The 18,727-nt window shown below is 64.5% G+C and carries 23 protein-coding genes and 2 tRNA genes; 17 read left to right on the forward strand and 8 right to left on the reverse strand.

Translation table 11 applies throughout. From position 1 onward, the window contains the following. Positions 1–55 precede the first annotated feature (55 nt). From ACPFMJ_RS02725 to ACPFMJ_RS02735, 3 genes are read left to right on the forward strand one after another with little or no spacing between them, the layout of a single operon-like run. Positions 56–1,387, forward strand: a complete 1,332-nt coding sequence (locus tag ACPFMJ_RS02725; RefSeq protein WP_424362344.1) for a glycosyltransferase — start codon at positions 56–58, stop codon at positions 1,385–1,387. Continuing rightward, positions 1,372–1,728 (forward strand): protease inhibitor I42 family protein, encoded by a 357-nt coding sequence (locus ACPFMJ_RS02730; protein ID WP_424362345.1) that lies wholly within the window; start codon positions 1,372–1,374, stop codon positions 1,726–1,728. Before ACPFMJ_RS02725 ends, ACPFMJ_RS02730 begins: the two co-directional genes overlap by 16 nt. Positions 1,729–1,786: 58 nt before the next feature. Then, positions 1,787–2,263 (forward strand): hypothetical protein, encoded by a 477-nt coding sequence (locus tag ACPFMJ_RS02735; protein WP_424362346.1) that lies wholly within the window; start codon positions 1,787–1,789, stop codon positions 2,261–2,263. A gap of 12 nt (positions 2,264–2,275) precedes the next feature. Here the strand turns inward: ACPFMJ_RS02735 and ACPFMJ_RS02740 are convergent, their stop codons facing one another. Beyond that, complete coding sequence (locus tag ACPFMJ_RS02740; RefSeq protein ID WP_424362347.1) at positions 2,276–3,958, reverse strand: hypothetical protein; 1,683 nt, start codon at positions 3,956–3,958, stop codon at positions 2,276–2,278. Positions 3,959–4,071: 113 nt separating this feature from the next. Next, entirely contained in the window at positions 4,072–4,944 is an 873-nt protein-coding gene (locus tag ACPFMJ_RS02745; RefSeq protein ID WP_424362348.1) for a methyltransferase domain-containing protein, read from the reverse strand. Positions 4,945–5,192: 248 nt separating this feature from the next. Between ACPFMJ_RS02745 and ACPFMJ_RS02750 the strand changes: the two genes are divergently transcribed. The 4 genes from ACPFMJ_RS02750 (at position 5,193) to ACPFMJ_RS02765 (ending at position 8,168) form a co-directional block, all read left to right on the forward strand. Continuing rightward, the gene (locus ACPFMJ_RS02750) at positions 5,193–5,723 is read left to right on the forward strand and encodes a L,D-transpeptidase (RefSeq protein ID WP_424362349.1); all 531 of its coding nucleotides are present in this window, start codon (positions 5,193–5,195) and stop codon (positions 5,721–5,723) included. A 379-nt stretch (positions 5,724–6,102) separates the two neighbouring features. Beyond that, positions 6,103–6,606: a YbjN domain-containing protein gene (locus tag ACPFMJ_RS02755; protein ID WP_424362350.1), complete on the forward strand. Its 504-nt coding sequence runs from the start codon at positions 6,103–6,105 to the stop codon at positions 6,604–6,606. Between the two features lie 11 nt (positions 6,607–6,617). Next, the gene (gene proC, locus ACPFMJ_RS02760; protein WP_424363776.1) at positions 6,618–7,430 is read left to right on the forward strand and encodes a pyrroline-5-carboxylate reductase; all 813 of its coding nucleotides are present in this window, start codon (positions 6,618–6,620) and stop codon (positions 7,428–7,430) included. 75 nt (positions 7,431–7,505) lie between these two features. Continuing rightward, positions 7,506–8,168, forward strand: coding sequence for a TetR/AcrR family transcriptional regulator (locus tag ACPFMJ_RS02765; protein ID WP_424362351.1), 663 nt, complete (start codon positions 7,506–7,508; stop codon positions 8,166–8,168). 121 nt (positions 8,169–8,289) lie between these two features. On the opposite strand, the gene ACPFMJ_RS02770 is transcribed toward ACPFMJ_RS02765, so the two are convergent. The 3 genes from ACPFMJ_RS02770 to ACPFMJ_RS02780 are packed head-to-tail and all read right to left on the reverse strand — an operon-like array spanning position 8,290 to position 10,954. Next, positions 8,290–9,660 (reverse strand): ATP-binding protein, encoded by a 1,371-nt coding sequence (locus ACPFMJ_RS02770; RefSeq protein WP_424362352.1) that lies wholly within the window; start codon positions 9,658–9,660, stop codon positions 8,290–8,292. Positions 9,661–9,668: 8 nt separating this feature from the next. Continuing rightward, positions 9,669–10,442, reverse strand: coding sequence for a response regulator (locus tag ACPFMJ_RS02775; RefSeq protein ID WP_424362353.1), 774 nt, complete (start codon positions 10,440–10,442; stop codon positions 9,669–9,671). Then, on the reverse strand, positions 10,439–10,954 hold the full coding sequence (locus tag ACPFMJ_RS02780) for a MarR family winged helix-turn-helix transcriptional regulator (RefSeq protein ID WP_424363777.1): 516 nt from the start codon (positions 10,952–10,954) through the stop codon (positions 10,439–10,441). The genes ACPFMJ_RS02775 and ACPFMJ_RS02780 overlap by 4 nt, the downstream gene beginning before the upstream one ends. A gap of 186 nt (positions 10,955–11,140) precedes the next feature. On the opposite strand from ACPFMJ_RS02780, the gene ACPFMJ_RS02785 reads away from it, so the two are divergent. Continuing rightward, entirely contained in the window at positions 11,141–12,013 is an 873-nt protein-coding gene (locus ACPFMJ_RS02785) for a branched-chain amino acid aminotransferase (protein WP_424362354.1), read from the forward strand. 59 nt (positions 12,014–12,072) lie between these two features. On the opposite strand, the gene ACPFMJ_RS02790 is transcribed toward ACPFMJ_RS02785, so the two are convergent. Next, a complete protein-coding gene (locus ACPFMJ_RS02790) occupies positions 12,073–12,534 on the reverse strand; it encodes a hypothetical protein (RefSeq protein WP_424362355.1) in 462 nt (153 codons plus the stop codon). Positions 12,535–12,579: 45 nt separating this feature from the next. Further along, positions 12,580–13,167 carry a hypothetical protein gene (locus ACPFMJ_RS02795; RefSeq protein WP_424362356.1) on the reverse strand — a complete coding sequence of 196 codons (588 nt, stop codon included), beginning with the start codon at positions 13,165–13,167 and terminating at the stop codon, positions 12,580–12,582. A 256-nt stretch (positions 13,168–13,423) separates the two neighbouring features. Between ACPFMJ_RS02795 and ACPFMJ_RS02800 the strand changes: the two genes are divergently transcribed. Further along, a complete protein-coding gene (locus ACPFMJ_RS02800) occupies positions 13,424–13,768 on the forward strand; it encodes a hypothetical protein (RefSeq protein WP_424362357.1) in 345 nt (114 codons plus the stop codon). Positions 13,769–13,848: 80 nt separating this feature from the next. Here the strand turns inward: ACPFMJ_RS02800 and ACPFMJ_RS02805 are convergent, their stop codons facing one another. Next, the gene (locus ACPFMJ_RS02805; protein ID WP_424362358.1) at positions 13,849–15,300 is read right to left on the reverse strand and encodes an aspartate aminotransferase family protein; all 1,452 of its coding nucleotides are present in this window, start codon (positions 15,298–15,300) and stop codon (positions 13,849–13,851) included. A gap of 455 nt (positions 15,301–15,755) precedes the next feature. Here ACPFMJ_RS02805 and ACPFMJ_RS02810 point away from each other — a divergent pair, with 455 nt between their 5' ends. The 8 genes from ACPFMJ_RS02810 (at position 15,756) to ACPFMJ_RS02845 (ending at position 18,694) form a co-directional block, all read left to right on the forward strand. Next, positions 15,756–16,334: a cold-shock protein gene (locus ACPFMJ_RS02810; protein WP_424362359.1), complete on the forward strand. Its 579-nt coding sequence runs from the start codon at positions 15,756–15,758 to the stop codon at positions 16,332–16,334. Between the two features lie 83 nt (positions 16,335–16,417). Continuing rightward, on the forward strand, positions 16,418–16,900 hold the full coding sequence (locus ACPFMJ_RS02815) for a DUF192 domain-containing protein (RefSeq protein WP_424362360.1): 483 nt from the start codon (positions 16,418–16,420) through the stop codon (positions 16,898–16,900). 246 nt (positions 16,901–17,146) lie between these two features. Then, positions 17,147–17,332: a hypothetical protein gene (locus tag ACPFMJ_RS02820; protein ID WP_424362361.1), complete on the forward strand. Its 186-nt coding sequence runs from the start codon at positions 17,147–17,149 to the stop codon at positions 17,330–17,332. A 98-nt stretch (positions 17,333–17,430) separates the two neighbouring features. Next, the gene (locus ACPFMJ_RS02825) at positions 17,431–17,694 is read left to right on the forward strand and encodes a hypothetical protein (protein WP_424362362.1); all 264 of its coding nucleotides are present in this window, start codon (positions 17,431–17,433) and stop codon (positions 17,692–17,694) included. 178 nt (positions 17,695–17,872) lie between these two features. Further along, positions 17,873–17,949, forward strand: a tRNA-Pro gene (locus ACPFMJ_RS02830). Between the two features lie 44 nt (positions 17,950–17,993). Further along, positions 17,994–18,215 carry a hypothetical protein gene (locus ACPFMJ_RS02835; RefSeq protein ID WP_424362363.1) on the forward strand — a complete coding sequence of 74 codons (222 nt, stop codon included), beginning with the start codon at positions 17,994–17,996 and terminating at the stop codon, positions 18,213–18,215. 78 nt (positions 18,216–18,293) lie between these two features. Continuing rightward, positions 18,294–18,605, forward strand: a complete 312-nt coding sequence (locus ACPFMJ_RS02840; RefSeq protein ID WP_424362364.1) for an ETC complex I subunit — start codon at positions 18,294–18,296, stop codon at positions 18,603–18,605. A 12-nt stretch (positions 18,606–18,617) separates the two neighbouring features. After that, a tRNA-Arg gene (locus tag ACPFMJ_RS02845) sits at positions 18,618–18,694 on the forward strand. Positions 18,695–18,727: the final 33 nt, after the last annotated feature.

The following is an 18,727-nucleotide window of genomic DNA, read 5'->3' on the forward strand; positions in this document are numbered from 1 at the left end:
CTCTCCGAGGCGTCGACCTCGAAGACCACGCCCCGGCGCAGCCGGGAGAGTCCCGATGGCAAAGACCGGCGCTAAAATTCTCATCGCCACCTTCGGGTCGCTTGGGGATCTCCACCCTTTCGTTGCGCTCGCCCATGCGCTGGCGCGTGAGGGATTCGCGCCCGTCATCGCCACCAGCGCCGCCTATGCCGATTACATTCTAGGGGAAGGCCTTCGCTTTGCGCCGATCCGCCCGGACGCGGACGACCTGACGTCGCGGCTCGGCATGGATCTCGGCGAGATCGCCCGAAAAATGTCGGAGGACGACAAGTTCCTCTTCGATACGCTGATCTTTCCGCATCTTCGCGAGAGCTATGACGACCTGCTGGCGGCGAGCGAGGGCGCCGTCGCCATCGTCTCCCACAGTCTCGCCTTTTCCGCTCGCATCGTGGCGGAGGCGCGCGGCCTGCCGCTCGCAACCGTGCTTCTGTCGCCGATGATGCTCTATTCCGCCTACGACCCGCCGCTCGGCTCGCGAGCCCCGCTGCGCCGCGCGCCGATCGGCAAGGTGGAGATCGCCTATAACCGCTTCCTGCTCTGGTCGTTGTCGCACGCTATCGCGCTCTGGGCGGAGCCGCTGCGCCGCCTTCGCCGCGAGCTCGGGCTCAAGCCGCGCTATGGGCTCGACCTGCTGCTCGGGGTCAAATCCAGCGACGCGGTGATTGGCCTGTTCAGCCCCACGCTCGCGCCCCCGCAGCCCGACCACGGCTCGCGCACACTGATCGCGGGGCATACGTTCCACGACCGCTATCTGGCGGGGGGCGAACTGCCGCCGCATCTCGCGGCCTTTCTCGACGACGGCCCGCCGCCGATCGTCTTCACGCTCGGCAGCTTCGTCGCGCGGGCGAGGCGGGATTTTTACCGCGACTGCGTGTCGGTCGCCCGCAGGCTGGGGAAGCGTGCGGCGATCCTCGCCCATGAGGATGACGTCCCCGAACTCGCCCGCGAGCAGGACGGCGATGTCTGCATCGCGTCCTATGCGCCGCATTCGGCCGTCTTCCCGCGCGCCTTCGCGGTCGTGCACCACGGCGGCGTCGGCACGACGGGACAGGCGATGCGCGCCGGTCGGCCGCAGCTCGTCACGCCTTTCCTCGGCGATCAGTTCGACAACGCCGAGCGGGTCCAGCGCCTCGGCGTCGCCCGCGTGCTCGACGGCAAGACGGCGACGCCCGAGGCGATGCTGCGCGAACTGACGCTGCTGGATCGCGTCTATGAGAACCGGGCCGCCGATCTGGCTGAAAACGTCCGTCGCGAGGACGGCGCCGCGGTCGCAGCGCTGAGGATCTCGGCTATGGTGGGGCAGGACCTTTTACGGCGAGAGGAGCAAGTTCCATGGAACGCCATCTGACCGTAGCCGCCGTGGTGCTCTTCGCAATGACGCAGGGCGCCGCCGCCGAGACGCTGCGACTCGCGCCCGGCGAGAGCGCGCCGTTGCAGTTCTCGGAGAATCCGTCGACCGGCTATGGCTGGCGGATCGACCCGCAGGCGAGCGTCGCGCTCGATCGGGTGCAGATCACGGACGAGGGGCACAAGCCCGGGGCCGACAAACCGGGGGCGCCGGGAACCCATAGCTGGGTCATTCGCGCCGTGGCCCCCGGCAAGGGGCGGATCGTGTTCACCTACCAGCGCCCATGGGAGCCGAAGCCGGCCAAGACGCGCCAGATCGATTTCGTCGTGGGACCCACCTGATTGCGGGAGCGGCGGCGCTCTCCTAATGTGCCGCCTCAGTTCTTCCCGGAGGTTTTCCATGAAGCGTTTCGCGCCCGCCATTATCGCAACCGCGTCGCTCGCCCTGTGCGCGGCGCCGGCGTTCGCCAAGACGAGCTGGGGCGGCAAGCCGCGCCCCTATCTCGAAGCCCGGTCCAACGAGGACGAGGCGGACGCGACCGTCCGCGCCTCCTGCGCCTTCGACGGGCTGATGACGCTGCGGCTGGGCGCCGACATCCAGGTCGGCGAGGGCAAGGGCGAGGCGGTTACGGTGAAGATCGAGAGCGGCGACAAGTCCGCGAAAGTGCACGGCCTCTCGCGCAGCAGTCCGGATTCGGAGATGACCGGCGGCACCGAGCTCGTGACCGACCTGCCGCTGAACGATCCCGCGATCGATATTCTTTTCAGCGGCAAGGCGGTGACGATCGTCACGCCCGACCAGAAGAAGCACACGCTGGTCGACGCCGATTCCGCCGGGGCGACGAAGAAGTTCCTCAAGCAGTGCCGGGGCGGGTGAGGGGCGAGGTCCTCAGAACGGAAAATAGCGCAGGCTCGTGAGCACGGTGTTCTCCGTTCCCCGCGGCGCGCCGCCGAGGCCCACGAAGCCGTTTCGGATCGTGTGGGAGAATTGCAGGCCAAGGCGAATCTTTCCGGCGTGGCCCTGATAGAGATTGTGCCAGACGCCGCCCGTAATCTGCCGCAAGTCCTTGGTTTGGCCCGAGCAGCCGAGGAGCGGATTGCCGAGGGCGCTTAGCGCCACGGCGCTGGCGACGCCGGGGGAGAGCTGCGAAACCGGGTTCTCCAGACGGCACCCGATGTTGTTGTAGAGCGGGTTGCCGTAGCCGCCGGCGTAAAGCGTCCCCCCGATGCTCGCAAATTGCGGGTTCTTGCTGGCGAAATCCCCGCCCGCGAAGGCGAAGACGTCGGTCTGCGGCGTCGGATGTAGGGTCGCGCCGATCAGGATGCTGCGCTGATGGATCGGCTGGAGCGCGCCGGTGAGCGTGTAAGTCGCGTCGGCGATCTGACTTGCGCCGTAACGGCCGACGCCGCGGCCCATCATGCCGGAGATCTGGAAGTCGAGGAGCTTCGGGATCACCGGCACGACGGCGCCTGCGCCAAAGCCGCCGTCCCAAGTCCTGTGATTGCCGAAATAGACCCGGTCGGTCATTTCGCGCGCGAGGCCAAAGGCCTCGAGGTGAACGACGCGGTCGGCGACAGGCGCGTCCCAGGCCGCCTTTGCAGTGAGATCGGGCAGGCGGTTGAAGGCGTATGTGTCGTTGACGTCGAAGGTTCCGCCCTGACCCGCCGGGGCCAGCAGCGCCGGCGCGACGATCCCGAGATTGTTCGGCAAGGCGACCGACATGGGCCCGAAGGGCGAGTTCGCCAGAACCGGGCCGGGAACGGCGAAGGTCGTCGCCGCGCCTTCGGCGGCGAAGGCGAACCAGAACTCCTTGCCGAAATCCTTGGTGACGCGGACGCCCGGCGTGCGGCCCCAGACATAGCCCGGCATGTAATTGTGATCGATGGTCGGCGGCTGCAGGGACGTGTCGGGCCGGATGCCCACTGAATTCATCGTGGCGAGCGACCACGCCTGGCCCGCCATGACATGCAGGCCCAAATCGTCCCGGTCGACATTGGCGTATAGCTGGCGAACGCGGAAATTGTAGGAGTTGCTCTGGTTCGAATTGGCGGTCTGCCCGGCTCCGAGGAAGTCCGACTCGAAATAGCCTTGAATATGGGTCGCTGGATCGAGGTCCCCACGCACCAATAGAGCGGGGCGGGAGGCGCGGGCGCTGAAATGGAACTCGTCCGTGCGCCCCGTAGTCGCGAAACCATAGGGGATGGCGTTGTAGGGCGTCGCCACGTCCGCCCCCAGCCAGGCGCTGCGCCAGACGGATTCGAGCGCGAGGAATCCGCCGGGGATGATCTCTATGCCCTTGTATGAGAACTTGTCGAAGCCCGGCGTCGCAGCGGCCTTCGCAATCTTGGGCTCGGGCGGCGCGGCAGCCGCTTCTTGCCGTCTCTTCTGCTCGTCGCGATCCTTTTCGTCCATCCGGGCGCGCAGACGCTTCACCTGGCCCAATAAAATGCGAAGTTGCTCGCGGTCGGTCATCGCCTTCGCCTGCGTTGCAGGGGCGACGGCCCCCATGCCGGCGGCGGCGAGCATGATGAGATGCGGTTTGGTGAGCGGCGCGATCCGCGGTTGTGGCATGAGAAGCTCCGGCGTTGGTTCGCCGGAGAGCTATGGCTCAATAATGCTTCTGTGATTTCTGCGTTTGTTATGAGTATGTTTCGCAACCGCGGCCAGGCGCCGTCGTTCCGAAATCATTTTTCGGGAATGGGGCGGCCGGCCTTCATCGCATCCTCCAGCCGCATCGTCGCAGAACCCGGCTTGGCAGGCTTCTGCTGACTCTCATGCGGCGCCCAGCCTGAAATCCAGACGATCTCGAAACTCGCGCGGACGCGGCCGTCCGGGTCGGAGAATTGCTCGGCGTAGATCTGCGCGGCGCGGGCGAGGACGTCGCGGCGCAGCGGGCGAGACGAGCGCTTCGCCAGCACATTGGCGGCGCCCATGGCGCGCAGATCCTTCATCAGCCCCAGAACCGAGTCGTAGCGCAGGGTGAAGTTGTCCACGTCCGAGACGGGCAAGGCGAAGCCGGCGCGCTGCAAGAGCCCGCCCATGTCGCGCACATCGACGAAGGGCGAGACGCGCGGGCTCGCGCCGCCGGTGATCTCCTCCTCCGCCTGCGCCAGCGCGACGCGCAGCTCAACGAGGCTCGCGCCGCCGGGCAGACAGGCGAGAAACAACCCGTCCGGCGCGAGGATGCGGCGCACCTGGGCGAAGACGCCCGGCAGGTCGTTGACCCATTGCAGGGCCATGCCGGAGACGACGAGATCGAATGAGGCCGGCGCGAAGGGCAGGGCCTCCTCATCCGCGACGACCCCGCCGCCGATCCTGCCCGCCCGCAGCGGCGCCGCTCGCCCGCTCGCGACGATCGCCTGCGCGAAATGGTCCGTCGGCGTCCCCAGATCGAGTGAACGCGGGAAGTCGCGTTTAACGGTTTGAAGGCGGTCCAGGAGGTCGTCCGCCGCCCGCGCGAGGAGGACGTCCGGCGCCTCCTTGGCGAGCGCGCGCCGCAGCCGCGCATGCAGCAAATCGCGGTCGAAGATCAGTGGCGGGGACGATTGTTTTTCCATGAGCTTTTTCTATCGCGCAGGGGCCGCGCGGCGGCAAGCGCGCAGGCGTAAAGATTTTTCGCCAGAGAGCGCCAGATAAGGGCGAGGGAACGGGGGCGCGTGCTGTTGCCTGAGTGCAACATACGGAAATGCTTAACCTTAAGCCCTAACCGCAAGACACGGAACGCTTAGACAAAATCGTGGCGAAAGCTAGGATGGTTGGGATTGTAAGCGTCCGCGTTCCGCGTGCCAGTTAAAAGGTGAATCCAATGCGTAGCTCGTCCTACCGGCTGAAGGGCCTTCTATTCGGCGCCGTTGCGGCGCTGGGTTTCGCCACCCTCCCGCAGACCGCCTCGGCTCGCGACACCGTCTCCATCTCGCCCTATGTCGAGCCGGGGACGATCGTCATCAGCGCGCGCCAGCGCAAGCTGTTCTACGTGGTGAGCCCCGGCGTCGCCATCCGCTATCCCGTCGCCGTTCCGAAGCGCGGCATGGAGTGGTCGGGCTCCGCCTCTGTCGACGGCAAATATTTCCAGCCGGACTGGTCGCCGCCGGCCGTCGTCCGCGCGGACCATCCCGAACTGCCGAACTTTATCCCCGGCGGTTCCTCCCGCAATCCGATGGGCGTCGCCGCCCTGACGCTCGATCGCGGAGACGTCGCGATCCACGGGACGAGCCCGCGCATGCGCGCCTCGATCGGCACTGCGGCGTCCTATGGCTGCATCCGCATGCTGAACGAGGACGTGAGCGACCTCTATTCCCGCGTCAGCGTCGGCACGCCGGTCGTCATGGAACGCTGATCAGGCCGCGCGACTCGCAGGCGGGCGCCGGGAGAGTCCCGGGCGCCCGCTTTTCCTTCGCCGCGCCGGGCGCCTAAAAAGTAAAGCGCTTTTTCTCCAAAGCTTTTTGCCGGCAGTCGCGCGTCTAGCTGTGGAATGGGGAGCGCGGGCCATAGACGGGGGAGGGCGAATCCAGCAGTCTGCCGCGCAGGTTGACGACGGTTCGCGCTGAACCGTCACGTGTTTCTTTGGACAGGTGGAGTATAGTGGCCTTGGCGGATGATTCGACCGCGGACCGCTCTGCTCGAAAGGAGGCGCCTGTTACTCGAAGTCTCGTGATGCGTCGCCCTATGTTTTGTAAGTCGCCGCGTCCTGCTGACACCCCGATGAAGGTTGGCTCATGCTGATCGCTACAGAAAAAGAAACGGAACGCGCCGAACATCCAGTGGATGTTGTGGAGCAGCTTGCCGCCACGAACGACTGGTCCTTCGATCGCGAAGACGACGATGAGATCTCCATTTCCGTCGCCGGCGCCTGGACCGAGTATCACGTCGCGTTCACCTGGCTGCCGCAGATCGAAACCCTCCATGTGAGCTGCGCCTTCGATCTCAAGGCTCCCGAACGTCGCCGTCCGGAAGTCATGGCGCTCGTCAGCGCCATCAACGAGCAGATGTGGGTCGGCCATTTCGATTTCTGGCCGAACGAGGGAGTCGCCATGCATCGCCACGGCCTGATGCTTTGCGGCGGCGCGCAGCCTTCACCCACGCAATGCACCGCCTTGCTGGAAAACGCGCTGACCTCCTGCGAGCGCTATTATCAGGCGTTCCAGTTCGTGCTCTGGGCCGGCAAATCGGCCAAGGAAGCGCTCGACACCGCGAATTTCGAGACGAAGGGCGAGGCGTGAGCGCCTCGTCTATGAAGGACGCCTCGGTCGCGCTGATCGGGGCGGGCAATATGGGCCTCGCCATGCTCGAGGGCTGGGCCGCGCGGGGCCTCTCCGCCGACCGCGCCGCCATCGTCGAGCCCAATCCCTCCAACCGCTTGCAGGCGCTTTGCGCCGCCAAGGGTTATCCGCTTTCCGGCGCGCCGGTCGGCAAGGCGTTCGACGCCGTGGTCCTCGCGATCAAGCCGCAGATGCTGGAAGCCGGCGCACAGGCCGCCGCGCCGTTCGTGGGCCCCGACTCTGTCGTCGTTTCTATCCTCGCGGGCAAGCGCATTTCCGACATTTCCGCGCGCCTCCCGGCGGCGAGGGCCGTGGTGCGCGCCATGCCCAATACGCCCGCCGCCATCGGCCGCGGCATGACGGGCGCCTTCGCCAGCGGCGAGACGAGCGAGGCGCAGCGCGCGCTCGCCCATGCGCTGCTCGCAGCCGCCGGGCAGGTCGAGTGGGTCGAGAGCGAGGCGCTGATCGACGCCGTCACGGCTGTCTCGGGCTCCGGCCCGGCCTATGTGTTCTATCTCGTCGAGGCGCTCGCGGCCGCAGGCGTCGAAGCGGGGCTTCCCGCGGATCTTGCCGGCCGACTGGCGCGCGCAACGATCGAAGGCGCCGGCGAGCTTCTGCACCAGCAGGCCGAGGTTTCGGCCGAGACGCTGCGCCAGCGCGTGACCTCTCCCGGCGGCACGACGGCGGCGGCGCTTTCCGTGCTCATGGCGGATGATGGGCTGGCGCCCCTTATGGCGCGCGCTGTCTCCGCCGCGAAGAAGCGGGCGGCGGAACTTTCGGGCTGAACGGCTCAGTTTAGCCTTGCCCCTATCTGGCCCGGCAATAGATTTATGGGCAGAGCAGCAACATCGGAGATGAAGATGAGCGCCCGAAACAGGGTGATCGACGCCGCCCTCAGGCTGGCGGCCCGCCGCGACTTCGGCGATGTCAGCCTCACCGACATCGCCCATGAGGCCGACATTTCGCTGGCCGAGATGCGCGATCTCTTCCCCTCGAAAGGCGCGATCATCGGCGGCTTCAACCGCAAGATCGACCGCGAGGTGCTGGAGGCCGTCAGCGAGCAGGATTCGCACGATCCCGCGCGCGACCGTCTCTACGAAGTGCTGCGCAAGCGGCTCGAAGCGCTGGAGCCTTATCGCGATTCCCTGTCGAGCATCGCCCGCTGGGCGGCGCGCGACCCGCTGACCGGGACTGCGCTCAATCGCGAGACCGTCAACTCGATGCGATTCATGCTCGAGGCGGCGGACATCGATTGCGACGGCCCGGTCGGCTCCCTGAAGCTGCAAGGCTTGGCGCTGGCTTGGGGCAGGGTGCTCGACGCATGGTTCCAGGACGGCTTCAGCTTCGCGCTGGAGACGCTGGACCGCGAGATCGCGCGCGGCGAGCGCTATGTCGAGCATGTCGAGGATTTCGCCCGCATCACACGGCCTTTCACCGACATGGCGAACCGGCTGTTCGAAATCGGCGGCTTCCGTCGCAGCCGGCACGCGGCGGACGACGATTACCCGCATCCGAGCGCGTAAGGAGGCATCCCCTCCCTGTCCCTCCTCCGCGAGCGGGAGAGGGGACGCTCAGATCAGCATTCTGGACGAAGACCACGATCCGCTCCCTCTCCCGCGAAGCGGGGGAGGGTTGGGGAGGGGGTTAAATCGGCAGCGTCACCGTCGCCCTCAAGCCACCCAACGGGCTGCGATCCAACTCGATATCCCCGCCATGCGAGCGGGCGATGTCGCGGGCGATGGCGAGGCCGAGACCTGAATTGCCATTGTCCTGATTGCGCGACTCGTCCAGCCGGTAGAAAGGCCGGAAGGCGTCTTCACGCCGCTCCACGGGGATGCCCGGCCCGTCGTCGTCAATGTGGACGACCATGGTCTCGCCATCGTTCTCGACCGAGAATTCCAGCTTCTTGCCGTAGCGCTGCGCATTGCCGACCAGATTGGCGAGGAGGCGCTTGATCGCCGCCGGGCGGGCGACGACCGTCGGGTCGCCCTCGATTTTCAGCTCAGCCGGAATGCCGCGACGCTCCGTGTCCGCCTTCAACTCGCCGAGGACGGCGCTGATGTCGGTCGGGGCCGAGGCCTCGCCGCCGTCGCCCCGCGCAAAGGCGAGATAGGCCTCGACCATGCGCTCCATCTCGTCGACGTCCTTGCGCATCTCGGTGGCTTCGGCGCCTTCGCCCATCAGCGCGAGCGAAAGCTTGAAGCGTGTGATGATGGTGCGCAGATCGTGCGAGACGCCGTTGAGCATTGTCGTGCGCTGCTCGATGGCGCGCTCGACGCGGCGCTTCATCTCCAAAAACGCGTGGCCGGCCTGGCGCACTTCGCGCGCGCCGCGCGGGCTGAACTGCACGTCGCGGCCCTTGCCGAATTCCTCCGCCGCACGGGCGAGCCGCACGATGGGGCGGATCTGGTTGCGCAGGAAGGAGGTGGCGATGGCGAGGATGATGACCGAGGCGATCGCCATCCACATGAAGAAAATATAGGAGTTCGAGGCGTAGGCGTGGGTGCGCGTGACCAGCACTTGCAGCGTCACGTCGTTGAGCGCCACGCGGATCTCGATCAGATTGCCGGGAAGGCTGGTGTTGATCCAGTAGGGCTGCAGGATCTTGCGCGACAATTCGCTCGCCAGCGCCTTGTCCAGCAGCGAGAAAAGCGACTTCTTGGAAACCGGCTCGGGGAGCGGCTCCTTCGGCAGGACCGACAGCTCCATATTGAGGTCGATCGCGGCGATGCGGCGAAGCTGGCTGTGGCCGGGATCGTCGGGGAAGGTCTGATAGATGTCGACGACGGCCGCGACCTGCCGCGCCACGGCGGCGGAGAGACGGTAGGTCACGACCTCCCAATGCCGCTCCATGAAGACATAGGCCACCGCCGATTGCAGCAGCACGACGGGCAGAATCACAATGAGAAGCGCGCGCGCGTAAAGGCCCTTCGGCATGCGCGCGTGAAGCCAGTCGGCGAAGCGGCGCCAAACCTGGCGCGGCGCGGAAAGGACTTCGGTGATCACGAGGGACATATCCGCCTCTAGCTTTGCAAATTTTTAGCGCGCGACGCGTCGACGACAAGTCGATAGCCCTGTCCGCGCACCGTTTGCAAATGGCGCGGCGCGTTGGGATCAGCTTCGATCTTGCGGCGCAGCCGCGCAATCTCGACGTCGACGGTCCGCTCCGCCGCCTTCTGCTCGCAGGCGCGGCTGGAAAGAGTCTGCCTCGAAACGATGGCGCCCGCATGTTCGGTCAGAGTCTGCAACAAGTCGCGCTCGCGGCTCGTGAGCTTGACCACGTCGCCGGCGCGGGTCAGCTCGCTGCGCGCGGGATCGTAGGCGAAGGCGCCGAAGCGCACCAGCGGATCGATGGGCTCTGGCCGGCGCGAGCGCCGCAATATGCTCGCAATCCTCAAGGAAAGCTCGCGCGGATCGAAGGGCTTGGCGAGATAATCGTCGACGCCGGCTTCGAGCCCCTCCACGCGGTTCGCCGTTTCGTGAAGGGCGGTGAGCATCAGGATGGGCGCCGAGCGCAGCGGCTCTGGCCCCTCGCGCAGGCGCGCGGCGAATTGCGTGCCGCTCTCGCCGGGCATCATCACGTCGAGCACGATCAGGTCGAATGTGAAGTCCTGAAGCCGCGCCGCCGCCTCCGCGGCGTTCGCCGCTGCGCTGACGAGATAGCCCTCGCGCATGAGGTAGCGCGAGAGAAGCGCGCGGATGCGCCTGTCGTCGTCCACGACGAGAATATGCGCGCCTTTCGACGCCGTCGCCGCCTTCTGCGCGGCCCGGGCAGGGGCGAGCGTGACGGCGCTCATCGCCGGTCCCGGCCAAGGTCGGGCCGGCCAAGATGACGGCGCACGCGCTCGCGGTCCTCGGGGTCGACCATGGCGAAGAGGAATTCCGCCGCGGCGTCGCGCGCGGCGGGCGGCAATTCGTCCAGCACGCGTCGAAAGCGCTCGGATTGCAGCGCCGCAAGTTCGCGGGCGAGCTGCGCGCCGCGCGGCGTCGGATAAAGCAGGCGCTGGCGGCGATCCACCGCGCCCGCGCGCGCCTCGACGAAACCGCCGTCGAGAAGCTGCTTCAGCACGCGGTTGAGGCTCTGCTTGGTGATCTTGAGAATGTCCAGCAACGCTGCGATGGGCAGGCCGGGGCGGCGATGCACGAAATGCAGCACGCGGTGATGCGCGCGGCCGAAGCCGTAATTTTCGAGCAGCCGGTCGGCGTCGCCCACGAAGTCGCGATAGGCGAAAAAGAACAGCTCCACGAGATCGAGGGCTTCGGCGTCTTCCTCCACGCGGCGCGCCGCCCGAGCCGGGGCCTCGGGGATGACGGGCGCCCGAATTGCGGCCTTTGGCTGGAGAAGCTCGCTCAAGTCGCGGTTCCTGCGGCGCTCGGATTCGAGGCGCCTATATGTCAGCTATATTGACATATTTCTGACCGATGGCTAGTGCTCTGACCAGCGTCGCAGCGGCCGGCCGGCCCTCATCGAGACGCCGCTTTCCCGGAGCTTGCCATGGTTGTCCCGCCCTTCGATCAGCGCGACGGATTCATTTGGTATAATGGCGCGCTGGTTCCCTGGCGCGACGCGAAACTGCATGTGCTCTCGCATGGCCTGCATTATGGCTCATGCGTCTTCGAGGGCGAGCGCGCCTATGCCGGCAAGATCTTCAAGTCGACCGAGCATTCGGAGCGCTTCAAGCGCTCGGCCGAAATTCTCGACTTCGAAATTCCCTACACGGTCGCTCAGCTCGACGCCGCGAAGGACGAGACGCTGAAGGCCAATAACCTTCAGAACTCCTATGTCCGCCCAGTCGCGTGGCGCGGCAGCGAGATGATGGCGGTCGCCGCGCAGAATTCGACCATCCATGTCGCGATCGCGGTGTGGGACTGGCCGAGCATGTTCGACATCAACACCAAGATGAAGGGCATCAAGCTCGACATCGCCGAATATTGCCGGCCCGATCCGCGCACCGCGCCGTCGATGGCGAAGGCCGCCGGCCTTTACATGATCTGCACCATCTCCAAGCACCGCGCCGAGCGCCGCGGCTATGCGGACGCCCTGATGCTGGACTGGCAGGGCAGGGTCGCCGAATGCACCGGCGCCAACGTCTTTTTCGTCAAGGACGGCGCGCTGCATACGCCGATCGCCGACTGCTTCCTCGACGGCATCACCCGCCGCACGGTGATCGACCTCGCCAAGGCGCGCGGAATCGCGGTGGTCGAGCGCCGCATCATGCCGGAAGAGATGGCGAGCTTCGACGAGTGCTTCATCTGCGGCACGGGCGCGGAAGTCACGCCGGTCGCGGAGATCGGCCCCTATAAATTCACCCCGGGCGCCGTGTCGCGCGCGCTGGTCGAGGACTACGACAAGGCGGTTCACGCCTGAGAGCGGCTAAAGCGGCCCTAAAAGTCTTGCGGCGGCCTTTTGGGCCGCCGCTTTCGTTTTTAGTAGATCTCGCAGTGGCAGCGCTTGCGCACCACGCGATAGGTCGTCACCGGCTGGTATTGCACGGTGTTGTAGGCGCGGTAGGTCGTGACCGGCACGTAATGCGTGCGGACATAGGGACGATACGACGTCTGCGGCACGACATAGGCGCGCTCGTAACCATAGCCCTGCGCATAGCCGCCGTTCATATAGACGTCGGCGGCGCTGTAGGCCGCGCGGCGATAGGCGCCGCCGCCATAGCCGGCGGCCGGATACTGGTAGCCGCCCTGATAATAACCCTGGTCATAGCCGACGGCGCCGCCGCCATAGCCGCCATAGTTCGACGCGTAAGTCGGCCCCGGCGCATAGCCGCCGCCGAAGAACGGCGCCGCGAAGTCCTGCGCGGAAGCGCCGCCCGCAGCGAAAAGGCACGCCGCGGCGCCCGCCATGGACAGCGACCGGATGGTTGAAACGAAACGCATGATACTCACCCCCAGATTACGACGCTTGATATGCGCCATTGAAACTCAATCCTCGCTGTCGCGGCGAGCGGATTTTCGGGCCGCGCGGCGATTGTTGCCAGGCAGGTAAAAGATGTGCTGCGAAGGACGGTAAACGGTTTGCGGCGCGTAACCAGTCGGGCCGTAGGACGGGTAGTCGTCATCATAGCCCCCGGGCCGGCGGATCGTGTAGAGGCGGCTGTAGCCGTCGTCAGGATAGAAGACGCCGCCGCCGCCATAGAAACCGCCGTCACGCCGGCGATTGTCGTAGTGATTGTAGGTGTAGACGTTGGTCGAGTTGCCTGCGGAAATGGCGTCGCCGCCGCCCCCGTAGCCTCCGCCATATCCCCCCCAGAATCCATTCAGAACGCCGTGTCGGTTGGTCCCCAGCCCCAGGCCGGCCGCTCCGGTCGGACCCTGGCCGGGCGCATAGGCGCCGACGCCGGTTGCCGGTCGGCCATGGCCGAAGCCGCCGCCAAATCCACCTCCGCCGCCGCCATGACCGCCGCCGCCGCCACCGCCGCCGAATCCGCCAGCCTGCGCAAGCTCGGCGCCCGGCGGCAGCAGGAGCGCTCCCGCAATGGCGGCCGCGCGAAGTCCCGAAATGAAACGCATGACCGACATCCTTTCGTGTCTTTACGGATCAACTGGCGCCGCAGGGCGGCGTAATCGTCCGATTTTGGCGCGCCTTGGCGGCACGCCGACCATTTGGGGCAAATAGCGTTCCGGTTGAAGCGGCCCACGGGCGCGGGCTTTGTCGACGTGGCCACAATGCCGGCGCGCAGCTATGATTTGACGCGCCGAACCCAATGCGGATTAGGCGACGGCCAGAAGTCTAAAGCGACCAATTTTCATTGAAGAGTCTCGACCAATGAGTTTAATTCCAGGCGGAGTTTGCTCCCACGAGAGATGGAGCGTTACGGCCTATAATGGTCAAGTCACGGGCTTTGCTTCGATTTATGTATATGGGAACGGCCAGCTCGATGGCCTTCTCGATCTATCCGACAATTTTGGCGACGCATCCGCTTTGACCGGCGTAATTTCGAAAACCGACATCTATATCGTTCGGCACTTGAATGGCGTTTGGCTTGGAAAAAAGCAGATTTTCACGGGATCGTATTACAAAGACGGAACCAGAGCAGGGGGAAGCATCAAGGGCGTTCGCCCCGGAGCCTGGGAAGCCGTCATCATAGAAAGGATCGGCGGCAGGGCTTGAGATCGCCCCATCCGCCTTGCCTTCGCGAACTCTTCCGAGTGCCCGCTCGCCACAGTCGGTTTCTCTTTACGAGAGAAAAATCATCCGCTCATGCGCGCCTTGATCGCGTGCTCGGCGAGCGTCTTGCCGAGCGACCAGACGGCGGATGTGTTGTGGGCGTTGGCGATCACGGCGTCGAACGACCTTTCGATCCAGACACAATCCGAGTCGTTCAATGTCAGCGCGGGAAGGAGCTTGATCGTCGGATTCGCGTGGCCCGCGACCTGCGTGAGAACCTTGTGGTCCTTGAAGAGCGGAATGCAGATGAGCTGGCCGAACAGTCCGGAGTTCGCAGTCTCGAGCAGGTTCCAGGTCGCTTTCAGCTTGAGTGATTTCGGTTGTCCGAATTCGACGCCGATCATCAAACCCTTGCCGCGCACGTCGGAGACGAGTTCGTAGCGGCCCGCCATCTCGCGGAAGGAGGCGAGGAGCCGTTCGCCCTTCGCCGCGGCGTTCTCGACGATGCGCTCGTTCTTGATCGTGTCGAGCGTCGCGACGCCGGCGGCCATGGCGAGATCGTTCTTGCTGAAAGTGGAGCCATGCACGACCGCGCGATCCATGCGGTCGAAGACCTTGTCGAAGATCCATTTGCGCGTGAGGACGGCGCCGACCGGCACATGGCCGCCGGACAGCGCCTTCGCGACGACGACCATGTCGGGCTCGATGCCCTTGTAATGATCGATCGCGAAGAAGGCGCCTGTGCGCCCGAGGCCGGTCTGGATTTCGTCGGCGACGAAAATCGTGCCGTATTTGCGGCACAGGAGCTGGACGCCGGCGAGATAGTCGCTCGAGGGCATGTTGACGCCCTTGCCCTGGATCGGTTCGACGAAGAAGGCCGCGATCTCGCGCGACGCGAGGGCCTTCTCCAGCGCGGCGAGATCGTCGAATGGAATTTCCTGCGCGTTCGGCAGCAGCGGCCCGAAACCCTTCTTGAAGATCTCGTCGCCATTCATCGACAGCGAGCCATAAGTCAGGCCGTGGAAGGAATGCGCGCAATGCAAAATGCCCGGGCGGCCCGTCGCGGCGCGCGCGAACTTGATCGCCGCCTCGATCGACTCGGCGCCCGAATTGGCGAAGAAGACCTTTTCCAGATAGGGCGCGCGCTCGATCAGCTTCTCCGCGAGAATGCCGGCGAGCGTCGACACGTCGAGCTGAACGAGATTGGCGAACTCGCCGTCGATGACGCTGACGAGCGCTTCACGCACAGCGGGGTGATTGCGCCCGAGCGCGAAAACGCCCCAGCCGCTCAGGAGGTCGAGATATTGGTCGCCCTTGCGATCCCAAAGATACGGCCCGAGCCCGCGCGTGAACCCGACGTCGTAACCGATCGTCTTGAGAACACGCACCCACATTTCATTCATATATTTCGAATGCAGGGAGAAGCGGTCGTTCTCCCGCTCAGCGACCATCGCCGCGAGATCGTAGGGCGAGGCGGCTCCCGAGCCGCCATGCACAGCGGAAACGCTCGGTTGCGCAATCGACAGATTGGTCATGCGGGGCTCCCGGGATGTAGAGAAAAGGGCCGCGGACTGGGGCCCGAAACGGGAGGCCGAAAAGTCCGTGCTTTTCGATTGCGCGCGGCGGGCAATTTGTCAAATCCGGGTGAATTGGGGACGGTCAGCGGCTTGGATTCCCGGAATGATTGCATAAAGCCCCGCAAAACGGCTGCGCCTGCGCAACCCGCCAAGACTATGGTTCCGAGGGAGAATTCAATTCTTTTTGAATCGCTTGCGAAACGCGGGGGACGAGCGTTCGAGGCGCACAGAATGCCCGCGCGACGTGTATCCACAGCCATTCGCGACGAAAATCGAAATCTCTGGTTGGATGAAAATCTTCCGATGTTATCCTCTCGTTAGTGATTCATTTGCCACGCAGCGATTCGAGAGTTTGATAAGCTCAGTGTCTGCGCCGGTCGAATGCTCTGGATCAGCACGGGGGAGTTGGTCGGTTGGGAGCGAAGTTTGATTTTCAGGACGAGTTGGGCGCTGCGACCGCCGCCGAGGGCGAAGAAGCCCTCGAACTTGTCGAGGTAGCCGGACGCATCAAGTGGTTCGACGTCGCCAAAGGATATGGCTTCGTCGTTCCGGACGATGGCGCGCCGGATATCCTGCTGCATGTGACCATTCTGCGCCGCAGCGGTCTTCAGACCGCTTTCGAAGGCGCGCGCGTGGTCTGCGAGGCCCAGCGCCGCGCCAAGGGCATGCAGGTCTTCCGCGTCATTGCGATGGACGAGACGACCGCCGTGCATCCGGCGCAGTCGACCGCCGGCCGCACGCATGTTCAGATCAAGGCCACGAGCGGCTACGAGATCGCGATCGTGAAGTGGTTCAACCGCGTGAAGGGCTTCGGCTTCCTCACGCGCGGCGAGGGGACGGAAGACATCTTCCTGCACATGGAGACGGTCCGCCGCTACGGCATGACCGAACTCAAGCCGGGCGACAGCGTGCTCGTTCGCTATGGCGACGGCCCCAAGGGGCTTATGGCGGCAGAAGTGCGTCCGCTCGAGGCGAAGAACCCCTCACACTGAGTTCCCCCACCGAGTCTCCCGCAATTGACCTTGCGATCCTCCGGGCGTTTATAGCGCTAAAGCAGAAAGTGTTTGGAGGACGCATGCTGCGTCGGGCTTTTCCGTTTCTCAACAACGCCGCTGCGCTGATCGCAGCGCTGTTTCTTTGCAGCCTTTTCGTCTCAGCGACGGCGGCGCGCGCCGAAGGGCAGTTGCAGCGCCTCGAATTCGTCACGGCGAGTGGCGCGCATGAATTTCAGGTTGAGGTGGCGGACACGCCCGCCGAGCGCGCCAAGGGCCTCATGTATCGCAAGCACATGCCCGCCGATCAGGGCATGCTCTTCGTCTTCCACGAAGAGACGCCGATCATGATGTGGATGAAGAACACCTACATTCCGCTCGACATGATCTTCGTCTCGCGCCACGGCATGGTGACGGCGATCGCCCCCGATACGGTTCCGATGTCGGAGGCGACGATCTCGTCGGACGGGCCGGCCTATGGGGTGATCGAACTCAACGCCGGGACGGCTGGCAAGATCGGGCTCAAGCCGGGAGACACGGTCCGTCACCAGGCCTTCAAGCACTAGCGTGGCGGGCCCCTGTCTTGTGAGACGTAACGCCTCATGGTAGCGAAATGAAAGAGCAGGGGCGCCGAGGCGCTTCGAGTTCGGCGGGGTATAGCGCAGCCTGGTAGCGCGGAAGTTTTGGGTTTTCCCTAAAGCAGCATCCCAACCATTTGAAAAACAAGAGTCTCTTCCGTTGTCGTGCCAGCACGGCAGGTAACTGTGTGCGACGTTTGTTCCACACAGTCTCCACACAACAGGAGAGCGAAAATGGACGCCATTTATTCCGAAGTGCGACGCCTATTCGTCGAGGAGCGACTGAGCAGGTCCGAAATTGAAAGACGGATGCGCGGTCGCGTCAAGAAAAGCCTCGTCGTCAAGATGATTGACGAGATCCTCAACGAGGTTCGAGACAAGGGCGGAGACGGCTTCCTACCGCGCCTTCCGGTGAGCTAAAAAAAGCTGCTCGACTCTACCGGAGTCGATGACGAGCAATCTCCCCCAGATACGGACATAGTGTTAACCCCTAGGCTGTGTCCCCGGGGGAGAAACTGATGCAAACCGAAATAACCAACGCACTCGCAGAAATCGCGGAGGAATTGGCTCGACAGTATCTCGGAGAACTTTCGCAGGAGGAATATGCCGATGGCAACTTCCAGTCGCTAATCAACGCCGCGCGATTGATGGAAGAAGTGGACGTAGCGGTGCCTTGGGCGGTGCAAGAGGTGCTTAGATTGCACATCAAGCACTCAGGCAGGCTGTCTTCGGATGCCGCCAGCTTTTTTCCGACCTCGTGGACTCCGAGGAAACGCTCTTGAATAACGTCGGAGCTGCCAATGTGCGAAGGGGCAGCCGGCACCAGCCTTCAAATGGGGCGACTCATGAAAGATCGCCACATAACTACCACTTCCCCCCATTCAAGAGGTTGCCAATGGCTACAACACAGTAGCGAAATGCCTTGAAAACAGATATGGGAAAACTCTGTGCCTTCAAAGTCGGGGTATAGCGCAGCCTGGTAGCGCGGAAGTTTTGGGTACTTCAGGTCGCAGGTTCGAATCCTGCTGCCCCGACCAGCGATTTTTTCGTTTCAGGCTTCCCGATCCAGGGATCTCCTTCGATGGCCTTTTGGGCGAAGCTGTTCTTCATGCTTCTTGCAGGGATGAGCGCGTCGTTTTTATACTTCCGCGCAGACATTGAGGATTTCGTCCGCATGGATGCCTGTCTGGATGAAGGCGGCTGCTGGGCCGTACGGCGCAGGGTCTGCGTCCATGCTCAGGAGGCGTGTGACGCGGAACGTGGCGAGGCCGAAAAGATCAGGTTGCAAATTCCCTTTGGCTGATTACGAAGGGGGCGAGGATCAAGGCCTCCAGCGAGGCCGGTTGGAACCAGACCGCTACAGCAGAGACATGAGGTTGAAATGACGGCTCGCATCTATCGTCAGTCGCCCAGCGTGACCCAGGCGGGTCCAGGGACGGCCAAGCCCTGGCGACTCGTTTTCGACCCGGAAGCGCCGCGCTCGATCGAGCCGCTGATGGGCTGGACCAGCTCGGGCGACATGAAGCAGCAGATCCGCCTGCGCTTCGAAACCAAGGAAGAGGCTGTGGCTTACGCCGAGCGCGAGGGCATTCCCTATCGCGTCGAAGAGCCCAAGCCCGAGACGGCCTCTCGCCGCGCCGTCTCCTATTCGGACAATTTCCGGACGAACCGCATCGGTTTGTGGACGCACTGACGCGCCCGCCAGGGCCCCGTAGCTCAGCCGGATAGAGCAACCGCCTTCTAAGCGGTAGGTCGCAGGTTCGAATCCTGCCGGGGTCGCCAGAATCGACATATTTTGGTAACAACCTGCCAGCC

It is taken from the genome of Methylocystis parvus, from assembly GCF_049675845.1.
Taxonomy (GTDB): Bacteria; Pseudomonadota; Alphaproteobacteria; order Rhizobiales; family Beijerinckiaceae; genus Methylocystis; species Methylocystis parvus_A.

Bases quoted from the DNA above. Each gene is read 5' to 3' on its own strand.
- ACPFMJ_RS02765 (WP_424362351.1), top strand. From the start codon at position 7,506: ATGAGCGCCCGAAACAGGGTGATCGACGCCGCCCTCAGGCTGGCGGCC.
- ACPFMJ_RS02815 (WP_424362360.1), top strand. From the start codon at position 16,418: ATGCTGCGTCGGGCTTTTCCGTTTCTCAACAACGCCGCTGCGCTGATC.
- ACPFMJ_RS02795 (WP_424362356.1), bottom strand. From the start codon at position 13,167: ATGCGTTTCATTTCGGGACTTCGCGCGGCCGCCATTGCGGGAGCGCTC.
- ACPFMJ_RS02750 (WP_424362349.1), top strand. From the start codon at position 5,193: ATGCGTAGCTCGTCCTACCGGCTGAAGGGCCTTCTATTCGGCGCCGTT.
- ACPFMJ_RS02825 (WP_424362362.1), top strand. From the start codon at position 17,431: ATGCAAACCGAAATAACCAACGCACTCGCAGAAATCGCGGAGGAATTG.
- ACPFMJ_RS02770 (WP_424362352.1), bottom strand. From the start codon at position 9,660: ATGTCCCTCGTGATCACCGAAGTCCTTTCCGCGCCGCGCCAGGTTTGG.
- ACPFMJ_RS02840 (WP_424362364.1), top strand. From the start codon at position 18,294: ATGACGGCTCGCATCTATCGTCAGTCGCCCAGCGTGACCCAGGCGGGT.
- ACPFMJ_RS02735 (WP_424362346.1), top strand. From the start codon at position 1,787: ATGAAGCGTTTCGCGCCCGCCATTATCGCAACCGCGTCGCTCGCCCTG.
- ACPFMJ_RS02755 (WP_424362350.1), top strand. From the start codon at position 6,103: ATGCTGATCGCTACAGAAAAAGAAACGGAACGCGCCGAACATCCAGTG.
- ACPFMJ_RS02790 (WP_424362355.1), bottom strand. From the start codon at position 12,534: ATGCGTTTCGTTTCAACCATCCGGTCGCTGTCCATGGCGGGCGCCGCG.
- ACPFMJ_RS02740 (WP_424362347.1), bottom strand. From the start codon at position 3,958: ATGCCACAACCGCGGATCGCGCCGCTCACCAAACCGCATCTCATCATG.
- ACPFMJ_RS02835 (WP_424362363.1), top strand. From the start codon at position 17,994: ATGGCCTTTTGGGCGAAGCTGTTCTTCATGCTTCTTGCAGGGATGAGC.
- ACPFMJ_RS02800 (WP_424362357.1), top strand. From the start codon at position 13,424: ATGAGTTTAATTCCAGGCGGAGTTTGCTCCCACGAGAGATGGAGCGTT.
- ACPFMJ_RS02820 (WP_424362361.1), top strand. From the start codon at position 17,147: ATGGACGCCATTTATTCCGAAGTGCGACGCCTATTCGTCGAGGAGCGA.
- ACPFMJ_RS02745 (WP_424362348.1), bottom strand. From the start codon at position 4,944: ATGGAAAAACAATCGTCCCCGCCACTGATCTTCGACCGCGATTTGCTG.
- ACPFMJ_RS02805 (WP_424362358.1), bottom strand. From the start codon at position 15,300: ATGACCAATCTGTCGATTGCGCAACCGAGCGTTTCCGCTGTGCATGGC.
- proC (WP_424363776.1), top strand. From the start codon at position 6,618: ATGAAGGACGCCTCGGTCGCGCTGATCGGGGCGGGCAATATGGGCCTC.
- ACPFMJ_RS02725 (WP_424362344.1), top strand. From the start codon at position 56: ATGGCAAAGACCGGCGCTAAAATTCTCATCGCCACCTTCGGGTCGCTT.
- ACPFMJ_RS02785 (WP_424362354.1), top strand. From the start codon at position 11,141: ATGGTTGTCCCGCCCTTCGATCAGCGCGACGGATTCATTTGGTATAAT.
- ACPFMJ_RS02775 (WP_424362353.1), bottom strand. From the start codon at position 10,442: ATGAGCGCCGTCACGCTCGCCCCTGCCCGGGCCGCGCAGAAGGCGGCG.
- ACPFMJ_RS02730 (WP_424362345.1), top strand. From the start codon at position 1,372: ATGGAACGCCATCTGACCGTAGCCGCCGTGGTGCTCTTCGCAATGACG.